The organism is Nocardia sp. NPDC058058, assembly GCF_042885355.1.
Lineage (GTDB): Bacteria > Actinomycetota > Actinomycetes > Mycobacteriales > Mycobacteriaceae > Nocardia.
Genome location: NZ_JBHVSA010000001.1, coordinates 1,201,893 through 1,224,495, shown reverse-complemented (window position 1 = coordinate 1,224,495; position 22,603 = coordinate 1,201,893). Strand labels below are relative to the sequence as shown.

Genomic DNA, 22,603 nt, shown 5'->3' with positions numbered 1-22,603 from the left:
TCGTGCGGAAACGGGGCTTGCCACACCGGTGCGGTAGACCAGAATGAAACCCATGGCCAGGGGTGCGGGTGACTTGACGAACGAGCCTGACCGGCGTCAGCCATCGGTCGCCGACCAGCTGGCGCGCGAAATCAAACGCCTCCGAATAGAAGCGGGCATTTCTCAACGCGTATTGGCATCCAAGATCGGCTATTCGCGTCAGTACGTCACGCTGACCGAGTGGGAGAATTCCAGCCTTCCCTCGCATGAGATTGTTGCCGCGATCGACGGTGCCCTGGGGGCAGCAGGAGCGCTCATTATCCTTCGCGCCCAGGCGGATGATGATCGACAGGCCAGGCGTCATACGGATGCGGGCTCACTCGGTGCACCGACTGTGCCCTGTAAGACGCTCACCGCTAACGTGTTCAGCCCTTTCGATTTGGATGCTGTGCCCGCTCAATATGTTCCTGAGCCCCGCAGAACCGGAAGGGTCGCGTTTTCCGATGTCGAACGAGTACGGGACGCCACCCGCCGCGCCGCGGCCACTGAGAACCTGAGCGGTGGCGGATCGGCCAATGCCTTTGCGAGTCAGCAGCTTTACGCGCTCGCACCGCTCGTGCGAGGAAAGGGTGCAACCGAATCCCGTCGGGCGATGTTCGAGGCTGTCGGCAACCTTGGTGGCGTGGCAGCGTTTGCGGCCTTTGATATCGCGGACTTCGTTACCGCGGAACAGCACTCGCGGTTTGCCCTCTGGTGCGCGGACGCCGCCGGATCGTGGGATCTGCGGGCAAGTGTGCTCGCCGATATGGCTCGGATGATGGCCTATACCAGGGGTGCTGACAATGCACTATCACTCGTCGAACTCGCTCAGGTGCGTTCCGACAGACTTTCCGCCACCACGCGCGCAATGCTCAGCACGCGACGCGCGCAGTTCTTCGCCGCACTAGGTCGTACCGACGAGACACTGAATGAAGTAGCGCGCGCCGACGACTATTTCGCCGACAGCGTGCCAGGTGAGGACGCGCCCTGGATGTGCTACTACGACGAAGCCGAGCACCTGGGCAGCACCGGCAAGGCCCTCATCCCGGTTGCGTTGGCGCGAAACCAGAAGGAGCTGGCCGCACCCCGAATCGCCCAGGCAATCCGGCGGCAGGATGAGAGCTATCCACGATCACGAACCTTCTCGCTGACCCGATTGGCGACGCTCACGATGCGCATTGGGGATCCGCAGGAAGCGGCGGGGCTCGGAATGCAAGCCGCACACCAAGCGAAAGGGCTTGATTCCCAACGGGTTCGCGATGAATTGCAGGTGCTGACTCGCGCGTCCATCAAGCACCTCGACATACCTGAGGTGAACGAGCTCTACGGCGTACTCGCCGAGGCTCGTGAACAACCCACGGTGCCCTCGTGACACAACCCGGAGAACAGATTTCATCCGCTGATGTGCTGGCCCGGGCCGCGGCCCTCGCAAGAGTGGACGCGCGGGGCGCAGTAAGAATTCGCGAAGGCTCCCATGTGATCTTCGAGTTGCCTAACGGGGTTGTGGCTCGAATCGGCGAATCGGGAAGTTACCAGGTGGCGCAGCGGGAACTCTGTATCTCGCGCTGGCTCAACCAAAATGGCATCGAAACCGTGCGCGCGGCGGACGACATATCGCAGCCCACGGTGGTGGGCGACCGACCCGTGACCTGGTGGACCCTGATCCCGGACCACAGGCCGTCCACACCCGGGGAGCTCGGCAGCATGCTTCGAAAGCTGCACACCCTGACGCCTCCAACTGAATTCCCGCTTCCGAGTTATGCGCCATTCGACGGATTGCGAGAACGCCTCGAGTCCGCCGCCGCGATCGACGAAGCAGACCGTTCCTGGCTTCTGACGCAGTATGTACAGCTGCGTCAGCGCTACGACGATATAGATGATCCGTTGCCTCCGTGCGTCATACACGGCGACGCCTGGCAAGGAAATCTTGTGGTGCCGCCCTCGGGACATCCCATAGTGCTGGACCTCGACAACGTATCTATGGGATGGCGCGAATGGGATCTCGTTCAGCTAGCGGTGGACTACACCGACTTCCAACGGATCTCCGACAACGAGTATCGGGGCTTCGTGGCGGCGTACGGCGGCTATGACGTCACCCGGTGGGCAAGCTATCGGGTACTCGCCGACATCCAAGAGCTCCGATGGGTTGCTTTCGCAGCCAGCCGTTCGGATGCGAGCTCGGCAGCTGCGTCCGAAGCGTCGCACCGGATAGCGTGCGTACGCGGACTGGTACCGAGACCCTGGACGTGGCAGGCGCTCTGAGCAGATGATTTGCCCTCGCACACGAGTCGTCGCTTGTAGAGCTCCCCTTCGCCCTAGGCTGACGTTTCGCGGTCGGCGAGGAAAGCATCAAGTAGCTCGAAGATCGACGCCACCAGGCGTGCTTCCTGTTCGGGAGTGCGCTCGGCGTCGAAATCTCTGTCCGGTAGCGCGATACGTTCGATCAGAACCCACCAGGCGAGACTGCTCGCGTGGTGTACGTGGTTGGCTAGCAGCCATTCTCGAAAGCCGTGCAGGCCCGCATCACCTCGATGCCGGACCGCGAAGTCATACCCGTTCAGAAACCCCACTACACCGCGCACCGACTCGTAGCCGATGTATATGCCGGGCCGTTTTGTGAACAGCCGCAGGTAGTCCCGCTCGCTCAATTCGGTCACATCGGCAACCTCACGTCCATTCACCATGAACTGAAGCGCGGGTCCGAAAGTATGGGGGATGTCTTCTGCCTGCATTCTCAAACTCCATCACAATTGAGCGTGACTGGCCACGCAGATCCTCCCGCCGGGTTGAATCGTCGGGTATCGGACCGGAAGGGGCTACGCTTCGAATGTGACGGAGGCTCGGTACCGCCCACTGTTGTTTCTGGATGTCGATGGGCCGCTGATACCGTTCGACGGGCCGGTGGGGGAGAGTGACGATTTCGGGAATCCGCTTGTGGCGCGGGTGGATCCGAGTGTTGGGGTGCTGCTTGCGGCGCTTCCCTGTGAGCTGGTGTGGGCCACGACCTGGATGCATGACGCCAATGAGGTTATCGGGCCTCGATTGGGGTTGGGGACGCTGGGAGTTGTGGAGTGGCCCGAGGCGGCCGATGATCGGGTTGACGCGTGGTTCGGGTTGCATTGGAAGACAAGGGCATTGGTGGAGTGGGCGCGGGGGAGACCGTTCATTTGGGTTGATGATGAGATCGGTCAGGGGGATGTGGAGTGGGTGGCGGGGAATTATGGGGGTTCGGCGTTGCTCTATCGCGTAGATCCCCGAATTGGGCTGAGGGCCAGCGACTTCGGTGTGCTCGAGGAATGCGCGAGGGTGATGGGTGCTGGGTCAGGTGGGGGAGGGCTCCAGCCACTTCGGTAGCAGCGGTTCCGAGATTGCGGGTAGCTGTACTACGGGGGGATTGGTGGTGGGGGATGGAACGGGGGTGGCCTTCATTGCCAAGAGGCCGGCGACCATCAGGGTGAGGGCGGCTATCACGCCGGCGGTGTGGCGGATGATTTTGAACCAGTTCAGTCTTCGGCGGCCCTGTGGCGCCGAACTTTTCGCGACCATCACTCTCCCCAACGTGGCTACGGGGCTGATCGTGGGGCGGGCGGCGAACATTACAGATGGTTAGAGTCCGGGGGTGAATACGCCGGGGGAATCGCCTTCGATACTGGCATTGGCCGATCTCGCCACGCCTATGTCCATTCGGGCGGCCGCTACGCTCGGGCTTGCCGAGCTGGCTGGCGACGCGGGTGGGACAGCTGTTGAACTCGCTACTCGCTCAGGGACTTCCGCGCCCGCACTCGAATTGCTGCTCGACCATCTGGTCACCGTCGGCGTATTCGAATGCGATCGGGCGTCGGGCAGATACCGAACCACATGCCTCGGCGATCAGATGCGCACGGACGCCCCCGAGGGATTCAGAAGACTGCTGGATATCGACAGTGCCGGTGGCCGAGCCGAATTGGCGTTCGTCGAATTGCTGGGAACGATCGCCACCGGGGACGCCGCGTATCCGCGGCGATATGGCCGCTCATTCTGGGCGGATCTGGATGCCGATCCGGCGCTCCGGAAATCCTTCGATGCGCAGATGAAGTGGCGATTCAAGGCGATGGCGGGGCAGATCGCCGAACAGTTCGACTGGGGACGCTTCACCCACATCGTGGACGTGGGCGGTGGTGACGGAACGCTTCTCACGGCTATTCTCCGCGCGCATCCCGGCGTCCGAGGACAGGTGCTCGACCTCGCGCCAACTGCGGCGTTGGCGACCGAAACCTTCAGGGCCGCTGGGCTTACCGATCGCGCCACCGCAATGTCCGGCAACTTCTTCGATCCGCTGCCGACCGGGGCCGACGCTTACATCCTGTCCGACATCCTGCACGACTGGGACGACACACACGCCCGCGCCATCCTCACCGAATGCGCACAAGCCGCAGACCCGAATGGCGTTGTCGTAGTCCTGGAGCCGATTCGGGGCGAGGGCGCGAATACCGCGATCAACCTTTTCATGCTGATGTGCTTCGCCGGTCGCGAACGCACCGTCGACGAACTGACCCGACTGGCCGCGGACTGCGGACTCACTCCCCTCGTGGTGACGCGGGTGGCAGACGGGCGGACCGCTATCAAATTCCAGCCGACCGGGCGTCTCGAACGGACACCCGGGCCGGCGGATACCACTCCCGACTCAGCTGCAGGCGGGGGAGGTCTGGTTGCCGAGTGAGAGCATGTTGCAGATCCATTCCTTCTGGACCTTCCACTTGCCGTCTTCGGCGATGAACGGGACGACGGCGTTCTGCGGGGTGCCGCCATTGAGCGCCAACTGCACGTCGGCGGTGAGGGTGCCGTTGCCGAGGTCGGTCACGTTGGTGACCTTCACTGAGACGTTGTTCTGGGTGTAGACGTCGCTCAGGCGCTGCGGGAGGGACGGGTCCGAGGAGACGCCCTGCATCAGTTCGAGCTTGGCCTCGTTGGGGGTGCTCGGGTCGACGACCTTCTGGAATGCGGCATTGAGGTCATCGGCGGTCGGAACCGGCGGGTAGTTGGTCTGAGCGGCGGCGGTGGTCGCCTTCGACGCGGCCGTGGTGGTGGCGGCGTGCTTGCCCTCATGCTTGTCGCCGCTGCCGCACGCGGACAGTCCCAGCACCGATACCAGGGCAAGTGCGCCGATCGCGATGCGTCCACTCTTCGAAAACGTCAACTGCTCATCCTTCATCGTCGAAAACATCTGTCGCGCACAGTGTCAGCCGGGCGACCGGCGACATCGCGCGATTCCCGACCTTACCGATCGGTCAACCGGATGGACTCATCGGTGGGCGGCCTCGGCGAAATTCAGTCCAAACCCTCAGACTCGGACATTTCGCCCGATCCCCGCTCGTCGAGCATCACGCCCGATCGCCAATTACGATAGCTACGAAATAGCTCACTGATTCGGGTCGGCGGGAGGGAGTGTCATGGCGACACCCGTGGGACAGCAGGCATGGCGAGAACTGATCGACGATCTGGTCACGCAGCGACGACGGCTCGCCGCGGCCGACGACCTCTACCAGCCATTGACCCTGCCCAAACCCGGTGCGACGGAAGCCGAACTGCGCGCCGCGGAGGAACGACTCGGCCACCGGCTCGATCCGCACTACCGCGAATTCCTGAGCGTCGCCAATGGCTGGGACGAATACTTCCTGGGTTCCGGACTACTCGGCACGGACGACCTCGGCACCGGCGATCGCTGGTTCTCGGCCGAGGAGACCTTGCAGATCTTCATGGAGAACAGTTCCGGCGTACTGGCCGCGGACCTCGGCATCCCCGACGATCCGGCATGCTGTCAATCCATCGGCGATAACGACAACGGCTACGCCTCGCACCTGTACCTGCTGCTGCGCGATACCGAGGGCGGCCCCGCCGGTGGCGTCTTCCCCCTCGACATCGGCTCGGACACCATCTGGCCCGACCTGTACTCGTACCTGTCCTATGAACTGCCCCAGTTGCGCGCCTTCGCCGACTCCGCCGAACTCGGACCGCATTCCGATACCTGGGGTCGCGATATCCGCATCGCCCCGCCCTCGATGGCCGATATCGTCGCCAAGATCGCCGAACTCTCTTCCCAAGCGTTCCCGGAGCACCCGGTCATGCTCGAAATCGGCGCCACCGACGCCATGCTGGACGAACTCGACCGCGCGGCGAGCGGCGCACTGCACCCGGAGCATCGCGAACTGCTCTCCATCACCGACGGCATGATCTCCTCGCCGTGGGGCATCGGCGAGGTGCTCTCGACCGGGCAACTCCTCGAAGGCGGCCGCTGGCGCGAAATACTCGTCGCCGCACAGGAATCCGAGAATGAGGCCTTCCAGATGCTCTTGCACGGCATGCGCGTGGGCGGTCATCCGGACCCCGAACCCAAAGCACCCGTCCTCGAACGCATCGGCCTGATCCCCGCCGTACCCTTCGCGATCCTGGGCGTGCGCCCCTTCGGCGTCGACAATCGCGACGGCGTCGTGCGCGCCCTGCTCGACGACTCCACGGTGACCGGCCCCCGCGATGCCCACACCACCGCCGCGGGCACGGTCCGCGAACATCTGCTCAGAGCCTGCGACAGCCTATGGTGGCAAACCCGAATCCGCGCCGAGTGAGCTGAGTTCACTCCGCCCGTCGAGTTGCGGACCGCACAGGCTGTGCGACGACCCCGGCGGGCTGTGCGACGACCTGTCGGGTTGTCCGGCGAACTCGCGCAGGCACTGCCGCCGCCGACCGGCGCTGGGTAGGGTCGGCTCCCATGATCGTCTCCGCGGCCGGGCCCGCGACCATCGGACAGGAACGGGTATGGGGCGCACCCATATTCGTGCTCGGCGGGCTACAACTGCTGGTTGTGCTGGACGGTACGGTCGTCGCGCTGGCCCTGCCCAATATTCGGCAGGCGCTCGGTCTGTCCGAGGCGGCCGGCAGTTGGATCGTCACCGCGTATGTGCTGGCGCTCGGCGGTCTCATGCTGCTGTGTGGCCGCCTGGGAGACACCTTCGGTCGCAAACGGACCTTCACCTTCGGCGTCGCGATGTTCACGCTCAGCTCGCTGCTGTGCGGAATCGCCTGGGACCCAGCGGTTCTGATCGCCGCGCGGGCCCTGCAGGGAATGGCGGCCGCGATCGCGGCCCCGACGTCGATGGCGCTGGTCGCCACCACCTATGCCCCGGGCAAGGCGCGCGGTCAAGCTTTCGCGGTATTCGCCGCGCTCACCGGCGTCGGTTCGGTGGCCGGGCTCATCGCGGGCGGACTGCTCACCGAGATCTCCTGGCGGCTCATCTTTCTCATCAATGTGCCGATCGGTGTGCTGGTCACCGTGGGCGCGCTGGTGTGCCTGCGCGAATCGGTCGGTGCGCGCACCGCACTCGATGTGCCCGGCGCGATCCTGGCCACCGGCGGCGTCACCCTCGCGGTCTTCGCACTGAACGAGGCGGGCAATGGCGTGACCCGGCCGCTGGTGTACCTCCCGGCGATCGTCGCGGTCGCGCTGTTGGCCGCCTTCGTCATGGTCGAACGCCGCGCTCCCAATCCGCTGCTGCCATTCAGCCTGTTCCACAATCCGAATCGCGTCGCCGCGCTCATCGCCATCGGACTGTCCGGCGCGATCATGATGTGCCTGTCGGTGTTCATCTCCATGTTCCTGCAAGGCGTGCTGCTCTATTCACCCTTGCAGAGCGGAATGGCGGTGCTGCCCTTCGCGGTATCGCTGGCCGTGGGCGCGACGCTGTCCTCCCGCCTGGTGCTGCGCATGCAGCCGCGCTGGCTGGTGATCATCGCGGGCGCGGTCATCCTCACCGGCTGCGTCTATGCCTCGACGATCGTCGATGCGAATCCGCCGTACTTCCCGGTCATCGTGCTGGCGGCGATCATCATCGGCTTCGGCTTCGGTTTCGCCGTCATCCCGCTGACCCTGTCCTCGATCGCCGGTGTGCGCCCCGCCGATATCGGCCCACTCACCGCGCTGGCCCAGGTGGCCCAGAGCCTCGGCGGCGCACTGGGTCTGGTGGCGGTCGGCGCGGCCGTCGCCACCCGGGTGCACGCCGAGGGTGGCACCACCGACCCGGCCGCCGTGGCATCGACTGCGCAATTGCACGCCCTGGCCATGGGTTACGGCGTCGCCTTCCTCTGCTCGGCGGGCATCGCGGCCGCCACCGCGCTGGTTGTGTTGGGCATGCGTTTCACCCCGGCCGATATCGCCGAAGGTCAAGCGGCGCAGGAATCCGCGCACGAGGGCTGAATCACCCTTACGCTCAGCATGATTCGATAGTTGGCCAACTATCGAACAATCTCCTAGGCTGGCCGCATGACCGACCTGCACACGCGTGAATGGGGCGCGGGCGACCGCATCGCGCTGCTCGTACACGGCATCACCACCGATTCGACCACGTGGCTCCGGCTCGGTCCCGAACTCGCCGAGCGCGGATACCACGTTATCGCCCCCGACCTGCCCGGTCACGGCAAGAGTGCACGTGCCGCGAGCTATTCGGTCGAATCCCTGGCCCGCGCCCTCGCCGACAGCGTCCCGCACCCGCCCGAACTCGCGATCGGCCATTCGCTCGGCGGGCTGTTGCTCGCCACTGCCGTCGAGGAGATCAAACCGGAGCGCGTCATCTACATCGATCCCGCCTGGGGTCCGGGACATCCGTCCATCGCCGAGGCATTCCGTGCGCAGAAGCACTGGACGCTGGCCGATGTCCGAAGCGCCGCACCGCGATTCACACCCGAAGCGCATGTGAACAAGCTCGAATCACTGGCGTTGTGGGATGAGACGACCCTGGAGATCATCCCGGCGCTGACCGGATTCACTCCGACCCCGCCGTCGGCCCGCACCCTGCTGCTGCTCGCCGACCCCAGCAATGTCGTGACCCCCGATCAGGCAGTCGAATTGACCGCCAAAGGTTTCCACGTGCAGACCGTGCCGGGCGCGGGCCACGTCATCCACCACGACGACTACCCGGCATTCCTGAACGCGGCACGGGATTGGCTCTGACCCTCACTTCGATTGCGGCGCACCCGATCGCAATCGCGAGGCCAGCACCGCGGCCTGGGTGCGTCGCTCCATGCCGAGTTTGGCGAGCAGTCGGGACACGTAGTTCTTGACGGTTTTCTCCGCCAGGAACATGCGTTCGGCGATCTGCCGATTGGTGAGCCCGTCACCGAGCAGATCGAGCAGCCGTCGTTCCTGGTCGGTGAGCCCCGCGAGCGGACCGTCCGGTTGGGTGCTGCGGCGCAACCGTTCCATCAGCGCCGCGGCCGCGCGATTGTCCAGCAGCGACCGGCCCGCCCCGACTTCCTTTATGGCCCGGGCCAATTCCATACCCTTGATGTCCTTGACCACATAGCCGCTGGCCCCGGCCAGAATCGCGTCCATCATGGCCTGCTCATCGGTGAACGAGGTCAGGATCAGGCAGCGCAGATCATCGAGCTTGTCCAGCAACTCCCGGCACAGTTCGATGCCATTGCCATCGGGTAGTCGCACATCCAGCACCGCGACATCGGGTCGTAGCGCGGGGATCCGGGCCAGCGCCTGCGCCACATCACCCGCCTCGCCGACCACGGTCAGCTCGGGATCGCCCTCGAGCAGATCGATCAGTCCGCGCCGCACGATCTCGTGATCGTCGACCAGAAACACGTTGATCATGGCCCGTCCCATCGTCTTCGGGGTCCTGCCCTCAACATAGCGTCGCGCACCACGCCGGGGGATGGCCCAAAGTCCCTTAATCGAGCCGGAATGCCCGAATTACGCGGGCGGCGGCATGCGCAGGTGACGGCTCAGGTCGCCCGTCAGCGTGATGCGGACCTGACGTTCGGCGAATCGCCACCGCCCGTCATGACGTTCGAAGCGATCGCGGTAGTTCCCCGCCGCCACCGGCTGCAACGGGAAGTCCGAAACAGCCTGGAAGACGGTGAAATACGAGCGCGCGGTCGCGGTGTCCGTCGCATCGTCGAATTCGATGGCGATATTGCCGGTGGCATGGTGCGTGCGCGGGGTGCCGTCCTCGTAGCGAATCACCATCGCGCTGAACATCTTCGCGACCGCCGCGCTACCCCGCACCGACGCTCCGCTGCTGACGAACACACCGTCCGCGAACAACTCACCCGCACCCGCGAAATCTCCCGCGTCGATCAACTCCGCGTACTCGGCGATCAAATTCGTCACTGCGGTGGTGTCGGCGGCTGTGCTCATACCTCGCGAGCCTAATCGAGCCCGAACACCCGGGCGGCGTTGTCGTGACAGACCCCGCGCAGCCATTTTTCGCCGAGGTCGAGCCGCTCGAGCGACTGCAGCGCATGCCCGTAGGTATACGGGATATTGGGGAAATCGCTGCCGAACAGGATGCGATCACCCAGCTCCAACAGGCGCGGCCGCTCATGCACCGGGAACGGATCAGCCGCCTCGAAGAAATCGGTGAAGTTCATCGTGGTGTCGAACAGCACCTCGTCGTAAGCCTGTGCCAGATCCAGGAATTCGCCGTACTCGGGTGCGCCCATATGCGCGATCACCAGCCGCAGTCGCGGAAACCGCCGCAGCAGTTCGGCAATCGGCTCCGGACCGGTGAATTCCCCGGCGGCGGGACCGGATCCGCAATGGATGACGATCGGCGTCCCGGCATCCTCCAGCATGCCCCACACCTGATCGAGCAGCGGATCACCGGGATGGAAATGACCGACCTGCACGTGCACCTTGAAGATCCGCGCCCCGGACTCCAGCGCCGCCTCGACATAGCTGTCCGCGCCGTGTTCGGGGAAGAAGGTCGCGGTGTGCAGGCAATCCGGGGTGCGCGCGGCGAAATCCGCGGACCACTCATTGAGCCAGGCCGCCATGTCCGGGCGGTGCGGATATACGAGTGAGGTGAACGCGCTCACCCCGAACCCGCGCAGCGTCTCGAGCCGCACCCGCTCCTCATCGCGATAGGTGATCGGCCATTCGCGATGTCCGAGCAATGGACCCGCGGTGTCGAAATATCCCCACACCTTGCGCAGCACCTGTTCGGGCATGAAGTGGGTGTGCACATCGATGATCGACGACAGCCCGAGGCGGGCCCGGAATTCGCTCACGAATTCGTCGGTCACGCCGGAACCTCCGGGTACACGGTGCGCGCGTAATCCCCGACCCGGCTGATCAGTCGTTCGAAGAACTGCTCCGGATCGGTCCCGATCACGATGTCCGCGTTGGGTTCCCGCTCCCACATTCCCGCCCAGTCCGCGACGGTGGTGGCCCGGGTGATGGTCCCGGCCAGCTCCACGTCGACGGTCGCGGGTTTGGTGACCGCGAGCGCGTTGTCCAGCGCGACCGCCGCGGCGAACGGATCGTGCATATGCGCCAGATAGCCCTGGTCGTACAGCTTGTGGAAGTCGAAGTAGAACCGGATCGCATCGGTCAGGAATCGCACCAGCGGATTGCTCGCCGCCGACCGCCGCTCCGGCGGATCGCTCTCGCGCACCAGCTCCACCGGGGTGCTCCCGGCCCGTTCGGCAAGCAACGCAAGATGTTTGGGCCGCATCTCGATGGTCTCGGTGATATCCAGCGCGCAGACGATCGGCCGCCGATCCGCGGGCGCGGCCGAGAACGCGTCGAAGACCTCCTTGGCGGCCTCCGGATCCACGTGCACATTCCACTCATTGGTGGGTGTGGTGTTGCCGGGATGGTTGAACGCCCCGCCCATGATCACCAGCCGTCGCAACAACCGGGGGAGTTCGGGTTCGATGCGCAGCGCCAGCGCGAGATTGGTCAGCGGACCGGTGCACAGTCCGACCACCTCGCCCGGATGCTCCCGCACCAGATCGACCCACATGTGCGCCGCCGTCCGATCCGAGAGCTTGCGCTCGGACACCGGTAGCTCCGCGTACCCCACACCCTGCGGCCCGTGCGTGTCCTCGGTGGTGCGCAGGGGAATCGCCAGCGGTTCCGCCGCCCCGAGCGCCACCTCGAGCTCGGGGGCCCGGCACAGATCCAGCAGCGCGAGATTATTGGCCGCCACCCGGGGCGCGGGCACATTGCCCGCGCTGGAGGCGATTCCGATGATCTCCGCCTCGGGGGAGGAGAGTAGGTAGAGCAGTCCCAGGGAATCATCGATGCCGGTGTCGTTGTCCATGATGATCTTCTGCCGCACCGTTCGAGCCTAGACCCGCGTGCTCAGTAGCTCGGCAGCACATAGTCCTCGGTCTGATCGAGCATCTTCATCATGACCGGACGGAACGCCTTGGTCGCCATGAGCTTGCCGACCTGCTGCATCGCCTTGAGACCGAACTTGGACGTCGGCAGCATCATCTTGATACCACCGCCGGGCAGCTCCTTGGCCTTGTCCAGGAAGGGCGTCACCTGCGCCTCGTAGCGAGCCAGCGCACCGGCGAGATCCGCTGGCGTGGCGGCGATTTCACCGGCGAGCAGATACGCGCCGACAATCGCCATGGCCGTGCCCATCCCGGTCATCGGAGAGCCGCAGAACGCCGAATCGCCCAGCAGCGTGACCCGCCCCGCCGACAGCGTCGGCATATCCACCCGAACCAGTTCGTCGAAGTAGAAATCGGTGGCCTGCTCCAGCTCGGCCAGCACCTCCGGCGCCAGCCAGCCCGCCTCGGCGAGCATGTCGCGAATCAACTTGCGCTGGGCCGTGACATCGCCGCGCAAGGCCGGGTTCTGATCGGTGCGCAGGGTGATGATGGCCTTGGCGGTGGCCGGATCGAAGTCGGGCCGGATGCCGATCGAGGCGCGCGGCACCACGTGCATGGACATCCAGTCCTGTTCGGCCTGCGCGGGGGTGGGGACGGTGTAGAAGGACATGTAACCGCCCAGGAACGTGGTGAACTGCTCCTCGGGGCCGAAGACCAGTTTGCGGGTGCGCGAGTGCACGCCGTCCGCACCGATCACCAGGTCGTAGCGTTCGCTCACACCGGACTGGAATCCGACGGTGACACCGTCGGCATCCTGATCGATGGTCTCGATCCACTCGCCGTAGCGGTAGTCGAGATCGCCTGCGACACCCGCGAGTTCGGTGAGCAGCACGCCATTGAGATCGCCGCGGCTGATCTCGATATCGGCGACCGGACCCTTACCGTCGAACATCTCCATGGACCAGCGGTAGACGTCGCCGCCCTCGGCGTTGACGACCCGCATGCCCTTCTCGTGCAGCAGGTACTTGCGGATGCCCTCCATCAGACCCATGCGCTCGGCCACCTCGCGGGAGGGTCCGCGCAGGTCCACGGCCTGACCTCCGGGCCGCGGGGAGCCGGCGCGCTCGACCACGGTGACGGCGATCCCGGCCCGAAGCAATTGCAGGGCAACGGCATTGCCCGCGATGCCGCCGCCGGCGATGAGGATGCGGAGGTTGGTGTTGGTGCTCATTGTGACTCCCGGTGTGGTGAAGTACGTCCGTCTAAGACATATGTCTAACAGACGCTGAGACGTATGTCTAGAACAAATGTCTAAAACGCTGGTACGGTGGGGTTATGGGAAACCGAGAAGATCTACTGACGGGGGCGCGGAAGGCCATCCTCGAGCGGGGCATGGCCAAGGTGACCGCCCGCGATATCGCCACCGCCGCCGGAGTCAGCCTCGCGGCCATCGGCTATCACTTCGGCTCCAAGGATCGCCTGGTCATGGAGGCGCTGACCGAGGGCGTAGGCACCGATCTCGGCGATGAGATCGATGCCGCCATCAAGGACGCGGGACAGGGGAGGGCGCTGTGGGACGCGCTCGGACCGACCTGGAACGGGCTGGTCGATGTCATCCAGCGCAACCGCGACAACCTGCAACTGAGCCTGGAGAACGGTATCCAGATCGCCCGCGATCCGGAGATGCAGGCCTATATGGCCGATGCCACCGGCCACGCGCACGCCGATATCGCCAAAGCGGTGCACGAGGCCCACCCCGACCTCACCGACGGGCAGGCGCATGCCGTGGCGAAGGTGCTCTTCGTCCTGTTCCAGGGCATGGCCATGCAATGGATGATCGCGCCCGGCGCGGATCTGCTCGACGGTGACGATCTGCTGACCGCGGTCGCGGCCATGCGCGAACGCTGACCCGCGCGGGTGTCAGCTCGTGTGAATATGGCGCAACCGGATCATGGCCATCACGGCCAGCAGTAACGCCACTCCGGCCGCGATGGCGGAGGTCAGGTGCATGCCGATCAGGAAGGCGTGCTTCGCCGCTTCCGCCACGGCCGCACCGAGTTTGCCGGGCAGCGCGTCGGCCACCTCCATGGCCGCGCCGAGCGTGTCACGCGCACTGTGCACATCGGCATCGCGCAGACCGTACGGCAGCGTCTTGGCGAGCTCACCGCGATAGATGGCGATGCTCATACTGCCGAGCATGGAGATGCCGAGCGCCCCACCGAATTCCGCGCCCGTCTCGGCCAATCCGGAAGCGGCCCCGGCCTGTTCCGGCGGCGCGGTGCCCACGATCAGTTCGGTGGTGATGCCGAAGACCGGCGCCAAACCGAACGACACCAGCAATGACGCGGCGATGGTCAACCCGACCCCGCCCTGTTCGGTGATGCGCGTCAGCAGGAACAGTCCCGCCGCCGCCATGGTCATGCCCACCCCGATCATGTAGGCGGGGCGCACCACCCGGCTCAGCCGGGGGCCGAGCTGCGAACCGATCATGAACCCCAAACCCGCCGGGATGGTGGCGATTCCGGCGCGCAGCGGCGACATGCCCAGCACCAGCTGGAAATACTGGCCCACGAACAGGAAATACCCGAACGCGGCGAAGATGGCGACCATATTGATGGTCAGCGCGGTGCGAAAACTGGCCAGGCGGAACAGTCGCAGATCCAGCATGGGCTCCGCGGCGGTGAGCTGGCGGCGCACGAAGATCGCGCCGACGGTGAGCCCGGCGGCCAAGGCCCCCACCGCGATCGGCACCGGACCGTCCTGGGCGATCTTCTTCATGCCGAAGACCACGAGCAGCACCGCGCTGGTGCACATCAGCGCGCTGAGCAGATCGATCTTGCCCGCGTTGGGATCCCGGAACTCGGGCAGTACGCGGGGCGCGAGAATCAGCAGCAGCACCATGACCGGCACCGCGAGCAGGAACACCGACCCCCACCAGAAGTGTTCCAGCATCAGCCCGCCCGCCAGCGGCCCGATGGAACCGCCCACCGAATACGACCCCACCCAGACCCCGACGGCCACCGAACGCTGACCGGGATCGGGAAACATGGTGAATATCAACGAGAGCGTGGACGGCGCGAGCGTCGCCCCGGCTATGCCGAGCACCGCGCGGCAGCCGATGAGCACCGGGGCCGAGGGGGCGAACGCCGCGATGATCGACACCGCGGCGAAGGCCGCCGCCCCGGCCATGAGTAGTCGGCGCCGGCCGATTCGATCGCCGATGGTCCCCATGGTGAGCAACAGCCCGGCCACGAAGAAGCCGTAAACGTCGATGATCCAGAGCAATTGGGAGCTGGTAGGTCGCAGCTCCATGCTGATCTGAGGCACCGCCAAATGCAATACGGTCAGGTCCATCGAGTACACCAGACAGGCCAGTGCCAGTACCGCGAGTCCCGCCCATTCCCGGCGGCCCACTCTGCCGTAACGAGCTGCTGCCGCAGTACTCAGCAAGGGACCTGGTGTGTCCACGATGACGTCCTCCATCCGCACGTCGGCACACTGCCGACAATATCGATGTCGGTCCCAGCATCTCACTTATTAACGACACAAAAACGATATGTACGAAGGGAATTCGCACTATTCGCCGATGTGTTTGCGGGTGTGCGTGCAGTCGGCCGAGTTGCCTCGAAACGGCTAAATACCGGCCGGTCGGAGTGTCCAGTTTGGTGCGTGTGTGCCGTACTGCGAAGCGGGCCACGGATGATCGGGATATTCGCTGAGCGCCGGAGCGGCCGTGACGACCCCCGCGTGCTCGACCGCGTAGGCCGATCCCGGGATATTCGCCGGTGCGTGCTCGGGCGTCCGGCCCGGCGCGGCGAGCAACCAGGATGCGGTGCGCGCCAGCGCAACTCGCACATCCCGGCCGATTCCATCGCGTTCGCGGGCGGTGAGCGCGTCCAGCACCCCGGCCGCCAGCAGATACCCGCTGCCGTGATCGAGCGCCTGTGCCGGCAGTGCGCCCACTGGGGATGCACCCTGCGAATTGCCCTGCGCGCCTTCGATGAGCGATATTCCGGATGCGGCCTGCACAATACTGTCGAAACCGCGCCGATCGCCCCACGGACCGCGCTCACCCCAGGCCGAAACCCGGCCGTGCACAATTCCTGGCCGAATTTCCGCCGGATGTACACCGATTCTTTCCAAAGCGCCCGGTCGGTAACCTGTTACGAGCACATCCGCGGTGCGCAGCAGCTCCACGAATACGGGAAGTTCGGTACGCAAATCAAGCAGGGTGGAGTGTTTGCCCTGACAGGTATCCAGAAACTGCCAGCCGATCTCCGGCAGCTGCGGCGGATCCACCCGCAGCACCTCCGCGCCCAGCAGCGCCAGCGCGCGCGTGGCCGTCGGACCGGCGATGACACGGGTCATATCCAGTACCCGGATACCCCGCAGCGGCAGCATCTGCGTTGCGGCAGCGGATGATTCGAGGGCACCGCGATCCGCGCGCCGCTCGATCGCCACCACCGGTCCATCGGCCGCGGCCTTACCCTGCGGGGTCCGCGCCCACTCCTGCTCGGTGCGCACCCGCACCGCGATCGCGCCGGATTCGCCCGCGCGGTCCTCGATTTCGGCCGCGGTGAGCTCTCCGATGCGCGCCACCGCCGCCGCCCGGTCCGCGTCGGCGGGCAGTCCGAGCGCGGCCAGCAACCGGACGCGATGATGCGAATAGTTGGCGTGCGTTCGCACCCAGCCGTCCGCGGTCGTGAAAAAGCCCGACAGCTCTGCGAAGGCGTCCGCCGGTGCGCCGTCGAGCCGGAACAGCCGCTCACTGGAGAACGCCGCCGCGATGCGCGCCGGATCCAGCACACTGTCCAACGGCGTCAGACCGTGGTCCCGCCGTCGCCGATCGGCCGCCGCGGCGAAGCTCGCCACCGACCCACCCGCCAGTGCCCACACCGGCAGCGTCGCAGCCAGATTCGCCCCCGGATCGACGGCGGGCATACTCGACCCGGTGATACCGGCCCCGGACTCGTACTCATGGACCAGCGCTGTGTAGCCACTCACCCGTCCGACACTAGCCGTCGAAGGAGCTCGACCGTGGTGGTAAATCTCACCGGCACCGACTGGTTGCGCGTACTGCGCGCCGATACCGATCCGCGCGCCGTCCTGGTGTGCTTCCCGCCCGGCGGGGGATCGGTCACCGCGTACCGGAGCCTGGCGCAGCGATTCGGCGCGGGGATCGCGGTGTACGCGGTGCAGTATCCGGGTCGCCAGGATCGGCTGGGCGAGAAGCCGATTCCTGACCTCGGCGTACTCGCCGAACAGGCCGTACGGGATATGTCGAGCTGGCCCGCCGATACGCCCGTCGCCATCTTCGGGCACAGCATGGGCGCGACCGTGGCCTTCGAAGCGGCCCGGCGCTGGGAGGCAGCGGGCCGCACCCTCGCCCGGCTGTTCGTATCCGGGCGTCCCGCACCGGATCTGGCCGAGACCGGCCGCCTGCACCTGGGGTCGGACGACGATCTCATCGGTCAGCTGGAGCTGCTGTCCAATGATCCGGCCTCGGTGCGCATCCTGCGTGAGGAACCGAGTCTGGCCGAATTGGTGCTGCCCGCTCTCCGCAGTGACTACCAGGCCGTGGAGACGTACCGGTATGAGCCGAGCGCTCCGTTGCGCGGCCCGATCACCGCACTCATCAGCGATGCGGACCCCACCACCACGGTGGCGCAGGCGGGGGAGTGGTCCGCGCACACCTCAGGCTCCTTTGAGGTAAACACCTTCCAGGGCGGGCATTTTTACCTGGATCTCCCGGAAAACACGTCCGCCCTGGCGGATTTGGTGACTACGCGGCTGAAATAGATCCCCTGGCTCAGCCGAGGTATTCGGACTCGAGCACGAGATCCTTCAACATGGACTGATACTCCACGTGGGTGTCGTGCTCGACGGTCCGCCAACTTTTGCCTTGTTCGGCGCGCATGTAGGCGAGGTAGTCCGGAACGCCGGGCACTTTCACATTGTCAGCGACCGCGATGGTGCCGGGATGGATCCACCCCGCCGCCATGATCGACCGCAGATCCGCCAGATACGCCTCCTTGGCGTGATCGAGGAAGATCAAATCGACCGTGCCGGAATCGAATCCGTGATCACCCGTGAGCCGGTGCATGGTCTCCCCGCCGTCCCCGATGGTCCCCACGACCACACTCACCCGATCCGCCAATCCCGAGTGCGCGATGATCGCCCGCGCCACTTCGGCGTTGGCCGCACTGAACTCCACCGACACCAGCCGCCCACCTGCGGGCAACAGCCGCCCGATCCGCACCGCGCTGTACCCGCAGTAGGTCCCCAACTCCAGCGCCAGCTTCGGCGCGGCCTTGGTCACGGCCGCATCCAGCAGCAGCCCCTTCTCATCCCCGACATTCACCAGCATGTCCCGCTTACGGGCGAATTCGTCGACCGTGGTGAGCACACTCTCCGGATCCCCCGCAATGGCATTGGCCAGCACGAAGTCCCGCGCCGCCGCCTCCCGCCCATCCCCGAACTGCCCGGTCCGCCCGAACCTCCGCAGCCCCAACGCCATCCGCGCCATCGACAACGCCCGCCCGCCCCGCTCCCGAACCCCCGCGCCGATCCCCTTGCCGCCCATACCTTCTCCTGTGTCGAGGTGAACAGTCGGCGCGATTATGCCCGCACCGCCGGGCGATTGCGCAGCGCCAGGCCCGTCCAACGCACCAGATCCAGGGCGCTGTGCGCTCGGGTCGACCATGAACCGGCCGGAGTTCGGGGTTTCAGTCGGTTGGCGGGAGTGTGCGGGTGTTGTCGAGGCAGATCACGGTTCGCGCTGTGGCTCCGGTGCGCATTCGGCTGAATCCGTCGTTGACGTGGTCGAGAGTGAGTCGTTGCGAGAGCAGAGCATCGAGTTCCAGGCGGCCTCGTAGGTACAGTTCGGCCAGGAGGGGGATGTCCTCGGTGAAGCGGTTGTTCCCCATGAGCAAGCCGCGAATTCCCTTGGCGGAGGTCACCAAGTGCGTGCCCGGCACCTCGAGGTGTGCGCCGACGGGCGGGATTCCGATGATCCACGCGGTCTGGCCGGGGCGCAGCATCTGCACGGCCTGGGTGGCGGTCGAGGAGCGGCCGACGACGTCGAAGGCGTGGTCCACGCCGCCGGTAAGCGCGAGGACCGCGGCGACGGGGTCGGTGGCGGTGTCCACGAGGTCGGTGGCGCCGAAGCGCGCGGCGAGTTCGAGTTTGGCGGGGTGGGTGTCAACGGCGATGATCGTGCGCGCACCGGCCAGCTTCGCACCCTGGATGACGTTGAGACCGACACCCCCGACGCCGATCACGGCCACCGTCTCGCCGAAGCGCACCCCGGCGCCGCGTATCGCCGAACCGACACCGGTCAGGACCGCGCACCCCAGCAGCGCGGCGAGATCCAGGGGCATGGCGGCGGGAACCTCGACAACCGCGTTGCGGTGCACGATGATCGCCTCGGCCAGACCACCCAGACCGGCGACCTGACCGACCGGCTCGCCGTTCACCCGGGTCGATCGGGGCCGGGGTCGCCCCGCGCGGCCGAGGTCGGATCGCTTGTCGCACAGCCACGATCGTCCCGCTCGGCAGTAGGCGCACTCGCCGCAGAACATCGACAGGCACGCGACCACGGGGGAGCCCTCGTCCAGATCGTGGACGTTCGCACCGACCGCTTCGACGATGCCGGAGATCTCGTGGCCGGGAACAGTGGGCAGGGCCGTCGGTAGATCGCCATCGAGCATGTGCAGGTCGCTGTGACACAGTCCGCACGCGCTGACGCGGAGTCGGACCTCGTCGGGTTCGAGAATGTCGTCCAGGAGCAGGGTTTCGAGGGCGAGTGCGCCGGGAGCGGTGCTCAGCACGGCCGCGCGGACCGGCGTCGGATCAGGCTGTGGCATCGGTGGTTTCGCCTTCTTCCGGCTGCTCGAAATCGGCGATGAAGCCGCGATATTCGTCGGCGACGACACCGTCGCAGATTTCGCGAAACACACCCATACCGCCGACGAACGGCATGAAAGTCCGGGGTTTGCCGGGGATGTTCGCGCCCATGTACCAGGAGGCGGCCTGCGGATACAGCGTCAGGTTCGCGGCGGCGTCGACGCGCTCGACCCAGGCGTCCTGTGCGCCGGTGGTGGGTTCGATCGTGCGAAAGCCCTTGTCTCGCTGGTACTTCACGATATCGGCGATGAACTCGACGTGATGCTCGATCGCGGTGACCATATTGACCAGCACGGAGGGACTGCCCGGCCCGGTGATCATGAAGAAGTTCGGAAACCCCGCCACGCCCACGCCGAGGTAGGCCCGGGGTCCGCCGGCCCACTCGTCTCGCAGCGCGGACCCAGCGCGCCCGCGGATATCGATCCGGTTGAGCGGGCCGGTGATGGCGTCGAAGCCCGTCGCGAAAACCAATGCGTCGACGGGATAGTCGACGCCGTCGACAACCACCGCCGAGGCGGTGACACGTTCGATGGGGGTGTCGCGCACGCTCACCAGCTCGACATTGTCGCGGTTGTAGGTCTCGTAATAGCCGGTGTCCACGCAGATCCGCTTGGTGCCGATGGGATAACCCGAGGGCGTGAGCAGCGCCGCGACGGCCGTATCGGTGACGGTCTCGGCGATCCGCTGCCGAAAGTACGACGCCACAACATGATTGGCCCGGCGATCGAGCAGCACATCGGCGAATACGGCGATGATCCCGGGACCCCCGGCCTCCCACTTCTGACCCAGCAGCCGCGCGTGTTCGGCGGGTGACAGTGCCGCCGCGGTGGTGTCGGACTTGGTGAGCTCGGTACCGGCCGGATTGACGCGACACTTGGCGCGGATCGCCCGGTATTCGCGTTTGACCCTGGCGATTTCGTCCGCGGCGAGCGGTCGATTGCCTGCCGGAGCCGAGAAGTGCGGGGTCCGCTGGAAGACCGTGACCCGTTCCGCGCGTGCGGCCAGCTGCGGGATGATCTGGATGCCGGTCGACCCCGTACCGATCACACCGACCCGGCGTCCGCTCAACGCCAAGTCCTCGGCGGGCCAGGCGGCGGTGTGCACGACATCGCCCTCGAAATCGTCGAGCCCCGGCAGGTCCGGTATCCGTGCCGCGGAAAGGCAGCCCGCCGCCGAGATCAGCCGGGTGCACCGGATGACTTCGCCGCTGTCGCAGTGGACGATCCACTCTCCGGATGGCTCATCCCAGGTCGCCGCGGTGACGGTCGTGCCGAAGGTGATGTGTCCGCGCAGCGCGAATCGATCGGCGACGTGGCGGAGGTAGGCGTGGATCTCCGGCTGGGAGGCGTACCGTTCGGTCCAGGTCCACTCCTGTTCGAGCTCGGCGTCGAAACCGTATGAGTAGTAGACGCTTTCGACGTCGCAACGGGCCCCGGGATATCGATTCCGATACCAGGTGCCGCCCACGTCATCGTTCGACTCGACAACCCGCACGCGCAGACCGAGATCCAGCAGCCGCTCGAGCATGTAGAGCCCGGAGAATCCGGCGCCGATGACGACGGCATCGACCGCGCTCCGCGCGGAGACGACACCGGCGATCTGCTCGGTTACGAACGCCAATCCGCGCTGTGCCCCGGGCAGCAGCCCCACCATGTGGAAGAAGCCGTGCATCTGACCGTCGGCGGTCTTGATCCGCACCGCGACCCCGGCGGCGGCCAACGCGGCGGCGTAGGCGCGCCCCTCGTCGTGCAACGGATCGTGGGATGCGAGGAGGACGGTCGCCGACGGAAGGCCGGAAAAGTCTTGCGCTCGAAGCGGACTCACGGCCGGGTCGACGCGGACCTGGCGGTCGCCGGTGTAATGATCGAAGAACCACGCCATGGCGGCACGATCGACCATGAGCTGATTCGCGGCGGCGGTGTAGCTGGCTCGATCGAAATCGGCGTCCGTGATCGGATAGATCAGCACCTGATGGTTGATGTGCGGACCGCCGCGGTCGCGGGCCCGCTGGGTAATTACCGCAGCGAGATTCCCGCCGGCGCTGTCGCCCATGACGATCAGCGGCGCCCGGTCGACGGCCAGGACGTCGCGGTGTCGTTCCACCCACAGCAGCGCGGCCCAGGAGTCCTCGACCGGAATCGGATACGGATACTCGGGGGCGAGTCGATAGTCGACCAGTACGACCGTGCACCCGGTGCGTGCCGCGACCTGCCGGGCCAGGGTGTCGAAGCCGTCGAGATCGCCGATGACCCAACCGCCGCCGTGGTAGTAGACGATCACTCCGGCCGGATCGGTGACCGGTCGCAGGATGCGGACCGCGATCGAACCGCCCTGCACATCGATGTGGGTGTCGCGTACCGTCGCCATGCGCGGCCCCTCGCCGAGCAGCGCGGTGAGTGCGGCATTGCGAGCGCGGGCCTGTTCGGGCGTGGACTCGTGTAGTGGTGTGCGCCCGGACTCTTCGAGTCGTCGCAGGAATTCGGTCGTGTGCGCATCCAGTTCCATGCGGCTGTCTCGCCTCCTGTCGCAATTGCATGCTGACAGGGCAACTTCAGCAGAGTCACGACGGATTCGG

General features: G+C 66.0%; 20 protein-coding genes. 8 read left to right on the top strand and 12 right to left on the bottom strand.

Annotation, left to right across the window (positions count from 1 at the left end):
• The first annotated feature begins 52 nt into the window (after window positions 1-52).
• Window positions 53-1,390 carry a helix-turn-helix transcriptional regulator gene (locus ACFVUS_RS05620; protein WP_387761973.1) on the top strand — a complete coding sequence of 446 codons (1,338 nt, stop codon included), beginning with the start codon at window positions 53-55 and terminating at the stop codon, window positions 1,388-1,390.
• Window positions 1,387-2,280, top strand: a complete 894-nt coding sequence (locus ACFVUS_RS05615; protein WP_387761972.1) for a phosphotransferase family protein — start codon at window positions 1,387-1,389, stop codon at window positions 2,278-2,280. The genes ACFVUS_RS05620 and ACFVUS_RS05615 overlap by 4 nt, the downstream gene beginning before the upstream one ends.
• Before the next feature lie 53 nt (window positions 2,281-2,333).
• Here ACFVUS_RS05615 and ACFVUS_RS05610 read toward each other — a convergent pair whose 3' ends face one another.
• Entirely contained in the window at window positions 2,334-2,750 is a 417-nt protein-coding gene (locus tag ACFVUS_RS05610; RefSeq protein WP_387761971.1) for a hypothetical protein, read from the bottom strand.
• Window positions 2,751-3,961: 1,211 nt separating this feature from the next.
• Between ACFVUS_RS05610 and ACFVUS_RS05605 the strand changes: the two genes are divergently transcribed.
• Complete coding sequence (locus ACFVUS_RS05605) at window positions 3,962-4,717, top strand: methyltransferase (protein ID WP_387761970.1); 756 nt, start codon at window positions 3,962-3,964, stop codon at window positions 4,715-4,717.
• Here ACFVUS_RS05605 and ACFVUS_RS05600 read toward each other — a convergent pair.
• Window positions 4,682-5,194: a hypothetical protein gene (locus ACFVUS_RS05600; protein WP_364634950.1), complete on the bottom strand. Its 513-nt coding sequence runs from the start codon at window positions 5,192-5,194 to the stop codon at window positions 4,682-4,684. The two genes, ACFVUS_RS05605 and ACFVUS_RS05600, sit on opposite strands and share 36 nt — an antisense overlap.
• 253 nt (window positions 5,195-5,447) lie before the next feature.
• Here ACFVUS_RS05600 and ACFVUS_RS05595 point away from each other — a divergent pair, with 253 nt between their 5' ends.
• The 3 genes from ACFVUS_RS05595 to ACFVUS_RS05585 all read left to right on the top strand — a co-directional run bounded on the left by ACFVUS_RS05595 (window position 5,448) and on the right by ACFVUS_RS05585 (window position 8,998).
• The gene (locus tag ACFVUS_RS05595) at window positions 5,448-6,620 is read left to right on the top strand and encodes an SMI1/KNR4 family protein (protein WP_387761969.1); all 1,173 of its coding nucleotides are present in this window, start codon (window positions 5,448-5,450) and stop codon (window positions 6,618-6,620) included.
• Between the two features lie 143 nt (window positions 6,621-6,763).
• Window positions 6,764-8,245, top strand: a complete 1,482-nt coding sequence (locus ACFVUS_RS05590; protein WP_387761968.1) for an MFS transporter — start codon at window positions 6,764-6,766, stop codon at window positions 8,243-8,245.
• Between the two features lie 66 nt (window positions 8,246-8,311).
• Window positions 8,312-8,998, top strand: coding sequence for an alpha/beta fold hydrolase (locus ACFVUS_RS05585; protein WP_387761967.1), 687 nt, complete (start codon window positions 8,312-8,314; stop codon window positions 8,996-8,998).
• A 3-nt stretch (window positions 8,999-9,001) separates the two neighbouring features.
• Here the strand turns inward: ACFVUS_RS05585 and ACFVUS_RS05580 are convergent, their stop codons facing one another.
• From ACFVUS_RS05580 to ACFVUS_RS05560, 5 genes are all read right to left on the bottom strand, one after another.
• Window positions 9,002-9,649 carry a response regulator gene (locus ACFVUS_RS05580; protein WP_387761966.1) on the bottom strand — a complete coding sequence of 216 codons (648 nt, stop codon included), beginning with the start codon at window positions 9,647-9,649 and terminating at the stop codon, window positions 9,002-9,004.
• Between the two features lie 99 nt (window positions 9,650-9,748).
• On the bottom strand, window positions 9,749-10,195 hold the full coding sequence (locus ACFVUS_RS05575; protein WP_387761965.1) for a nuclear transport factor 2 family protein: 447 nt from the start codon (window positions 10,193-10,195) through the stop codon (window positions 9,749-9,751).
• Window positions 10,196-10,206: 11 nt separating this feature from the next.
• A complete protein-coding gene (locus ACFVUS_RS05570) occupies window positions 10,207-11,082 on the bottom strand; it encodes an amidohydrolase family protein (RefSeq protein WP_387761964.1) in 876 nt (291 codons plus the stop codon).
• A complete protein-coding gene (locus tag ACFVUS_RS05565) occupies window positions 11,079-12,104 on the bottom strand; it encodes a nucleoside hydrolase (RefSeq protein ID WP_387765418.1) in 1,026 nt (341 codons plus the stop codon). Before ACFVUS_RS05565 ends, ACFVUS_RS05570 begins: the two co-directional genes overlap by 4 nt.
• A 41-nt stretch (window positions 12,105-12,145) precedes the next feature.
• Entirely contained in the window at window positions 12,146-13,354 is a 1,209-nt protein-coding gene (locus tag ACFVUS_RS05560; RefSeq protein ID WP_387761963.1) for an FAD-dependent monooxygenase, read from the bottom strand.
• Between the two features lie 104 nt (window positions 13,355-13,458).
• Here ACFVUS_RS05560 and ACFVUS_RS05555 point away from each other — a divergent pair, with 104 nt between their 5' ends.
• Window positions 13,459-14,031, top strand: coding sequence for a TetR/AcrR family transcriptional regulator (locus ACFVUS_RS05555; protein ID WP_387761962.1), 573 nt, complete (start codon window positions 13,459-13,461; stop codon window positions 14,029-14,031).
• Between the two features lie 12 nt (window positions 14,032-14,043).
• Here ACFVUS_RS05555 and ACFVUS_RS05550 read toward each other — a convergent pair whose 3' ends face one another.
• Together ACFVUS_RS05550 and ACFVUS_RS05545 are read right to left on the bottom strand one after the other, a co-directional pair.
• The gene (locus ACFVUS_RS05550) at window positions 14,044-15,606 is read right to left on the bottom strand and encodes an MFS transporter (RefSeq protein ID WP_387765416.1); all 1,563 of its coding nucleotides are present in this window, start codon (window positions 15,604-15,606) and stop codon (window positions 14,044-14,046) included.
• 150 nt (window positions 15,607-15,756) lie between these two features.
• Window positions 15,757-17,127 (bottom strand): CoA transferase, encoded by a 1,371-nt coding sequence (locus ACFVUS_RS05545; RefSeq protein ID WP_387761961.1) that lies wholly within the window; start codon window positions 17,125-17,127, stop codon window positions 15,757-15,759.
• A 33-nt stretch (window positions 17,128-17,160) separates the two neighbouring features.
• Between ACFVUS_RS05545 and ACFVUS_RS05540 the strand changes: the two genes are divergently transcribed.
• Window positions 17,161-17,922, top strand: a complete 762-nt coding sequence (locus ACFVUS_RS05540) for a thioesterase II family protein (RefSeq protein ID WP_387761960.1) — start codon at window positions 17,161-17,163, stop codon at window positions 17,920-17,922.
• Window positions 17,923-17,932: 10 nt separating this feature from the next.
• On the opposite strand, the gene ACFVUS_RS05535 is transcribed toward ACFVUS_RS05540, so the two are convergent.
• The 3 genes from ACFVUS_RS05535 to ACFVUS_RS05525 all read right to left on the bottom strand — a co-directional run bounded on the left by ACFVUS_RS05535 (window position 17,933) and on the right by ACFVUS_RS05525 (window position 22,533).
• Window positions 17,933-18,706, bottom strand: coding sequence for an O-methyltransferase (locus ACFVUS_RS05535; protein WP_387761959.1), 774 nt, complete (start codon window positions 18,704-18,706; stop codon window positions 17,933-17,935).
• A 142-nt stretch (window positions 18,707-18,848) separates the two neighbouring features.
• The gene (locus ACFVUS_RS05530; protein ID WP_387761958.1) at window positions 18,849-19,988 is read right to left on the bottom strand and encodes a zinc-binding dehydrogenase; all 1,140 of its coding nucleotides are present in this window, start codon (window positions 19,986-19,988) and stop codon (window positions 18,849-18,851) included.
• Window positions 19,975-22,533, bottom strand: a complete 2,559-nt coding sequence (locus tag ACFVUS_RS05525) for an alpha/beta hydrolase fold domain-containing protein (protein WP_387761957.1) — start codon at window positions 22,531-22,533, stop codon at window positions 19,975-19,977. The genes ACFVUS_RS05530 and ACFVUS_RS05525 overlap by 14 nt, the downstream gene beginning before the upstream one ends.
• Window positions 22,534-22,603: the final 70 nt, after the last annotated feature.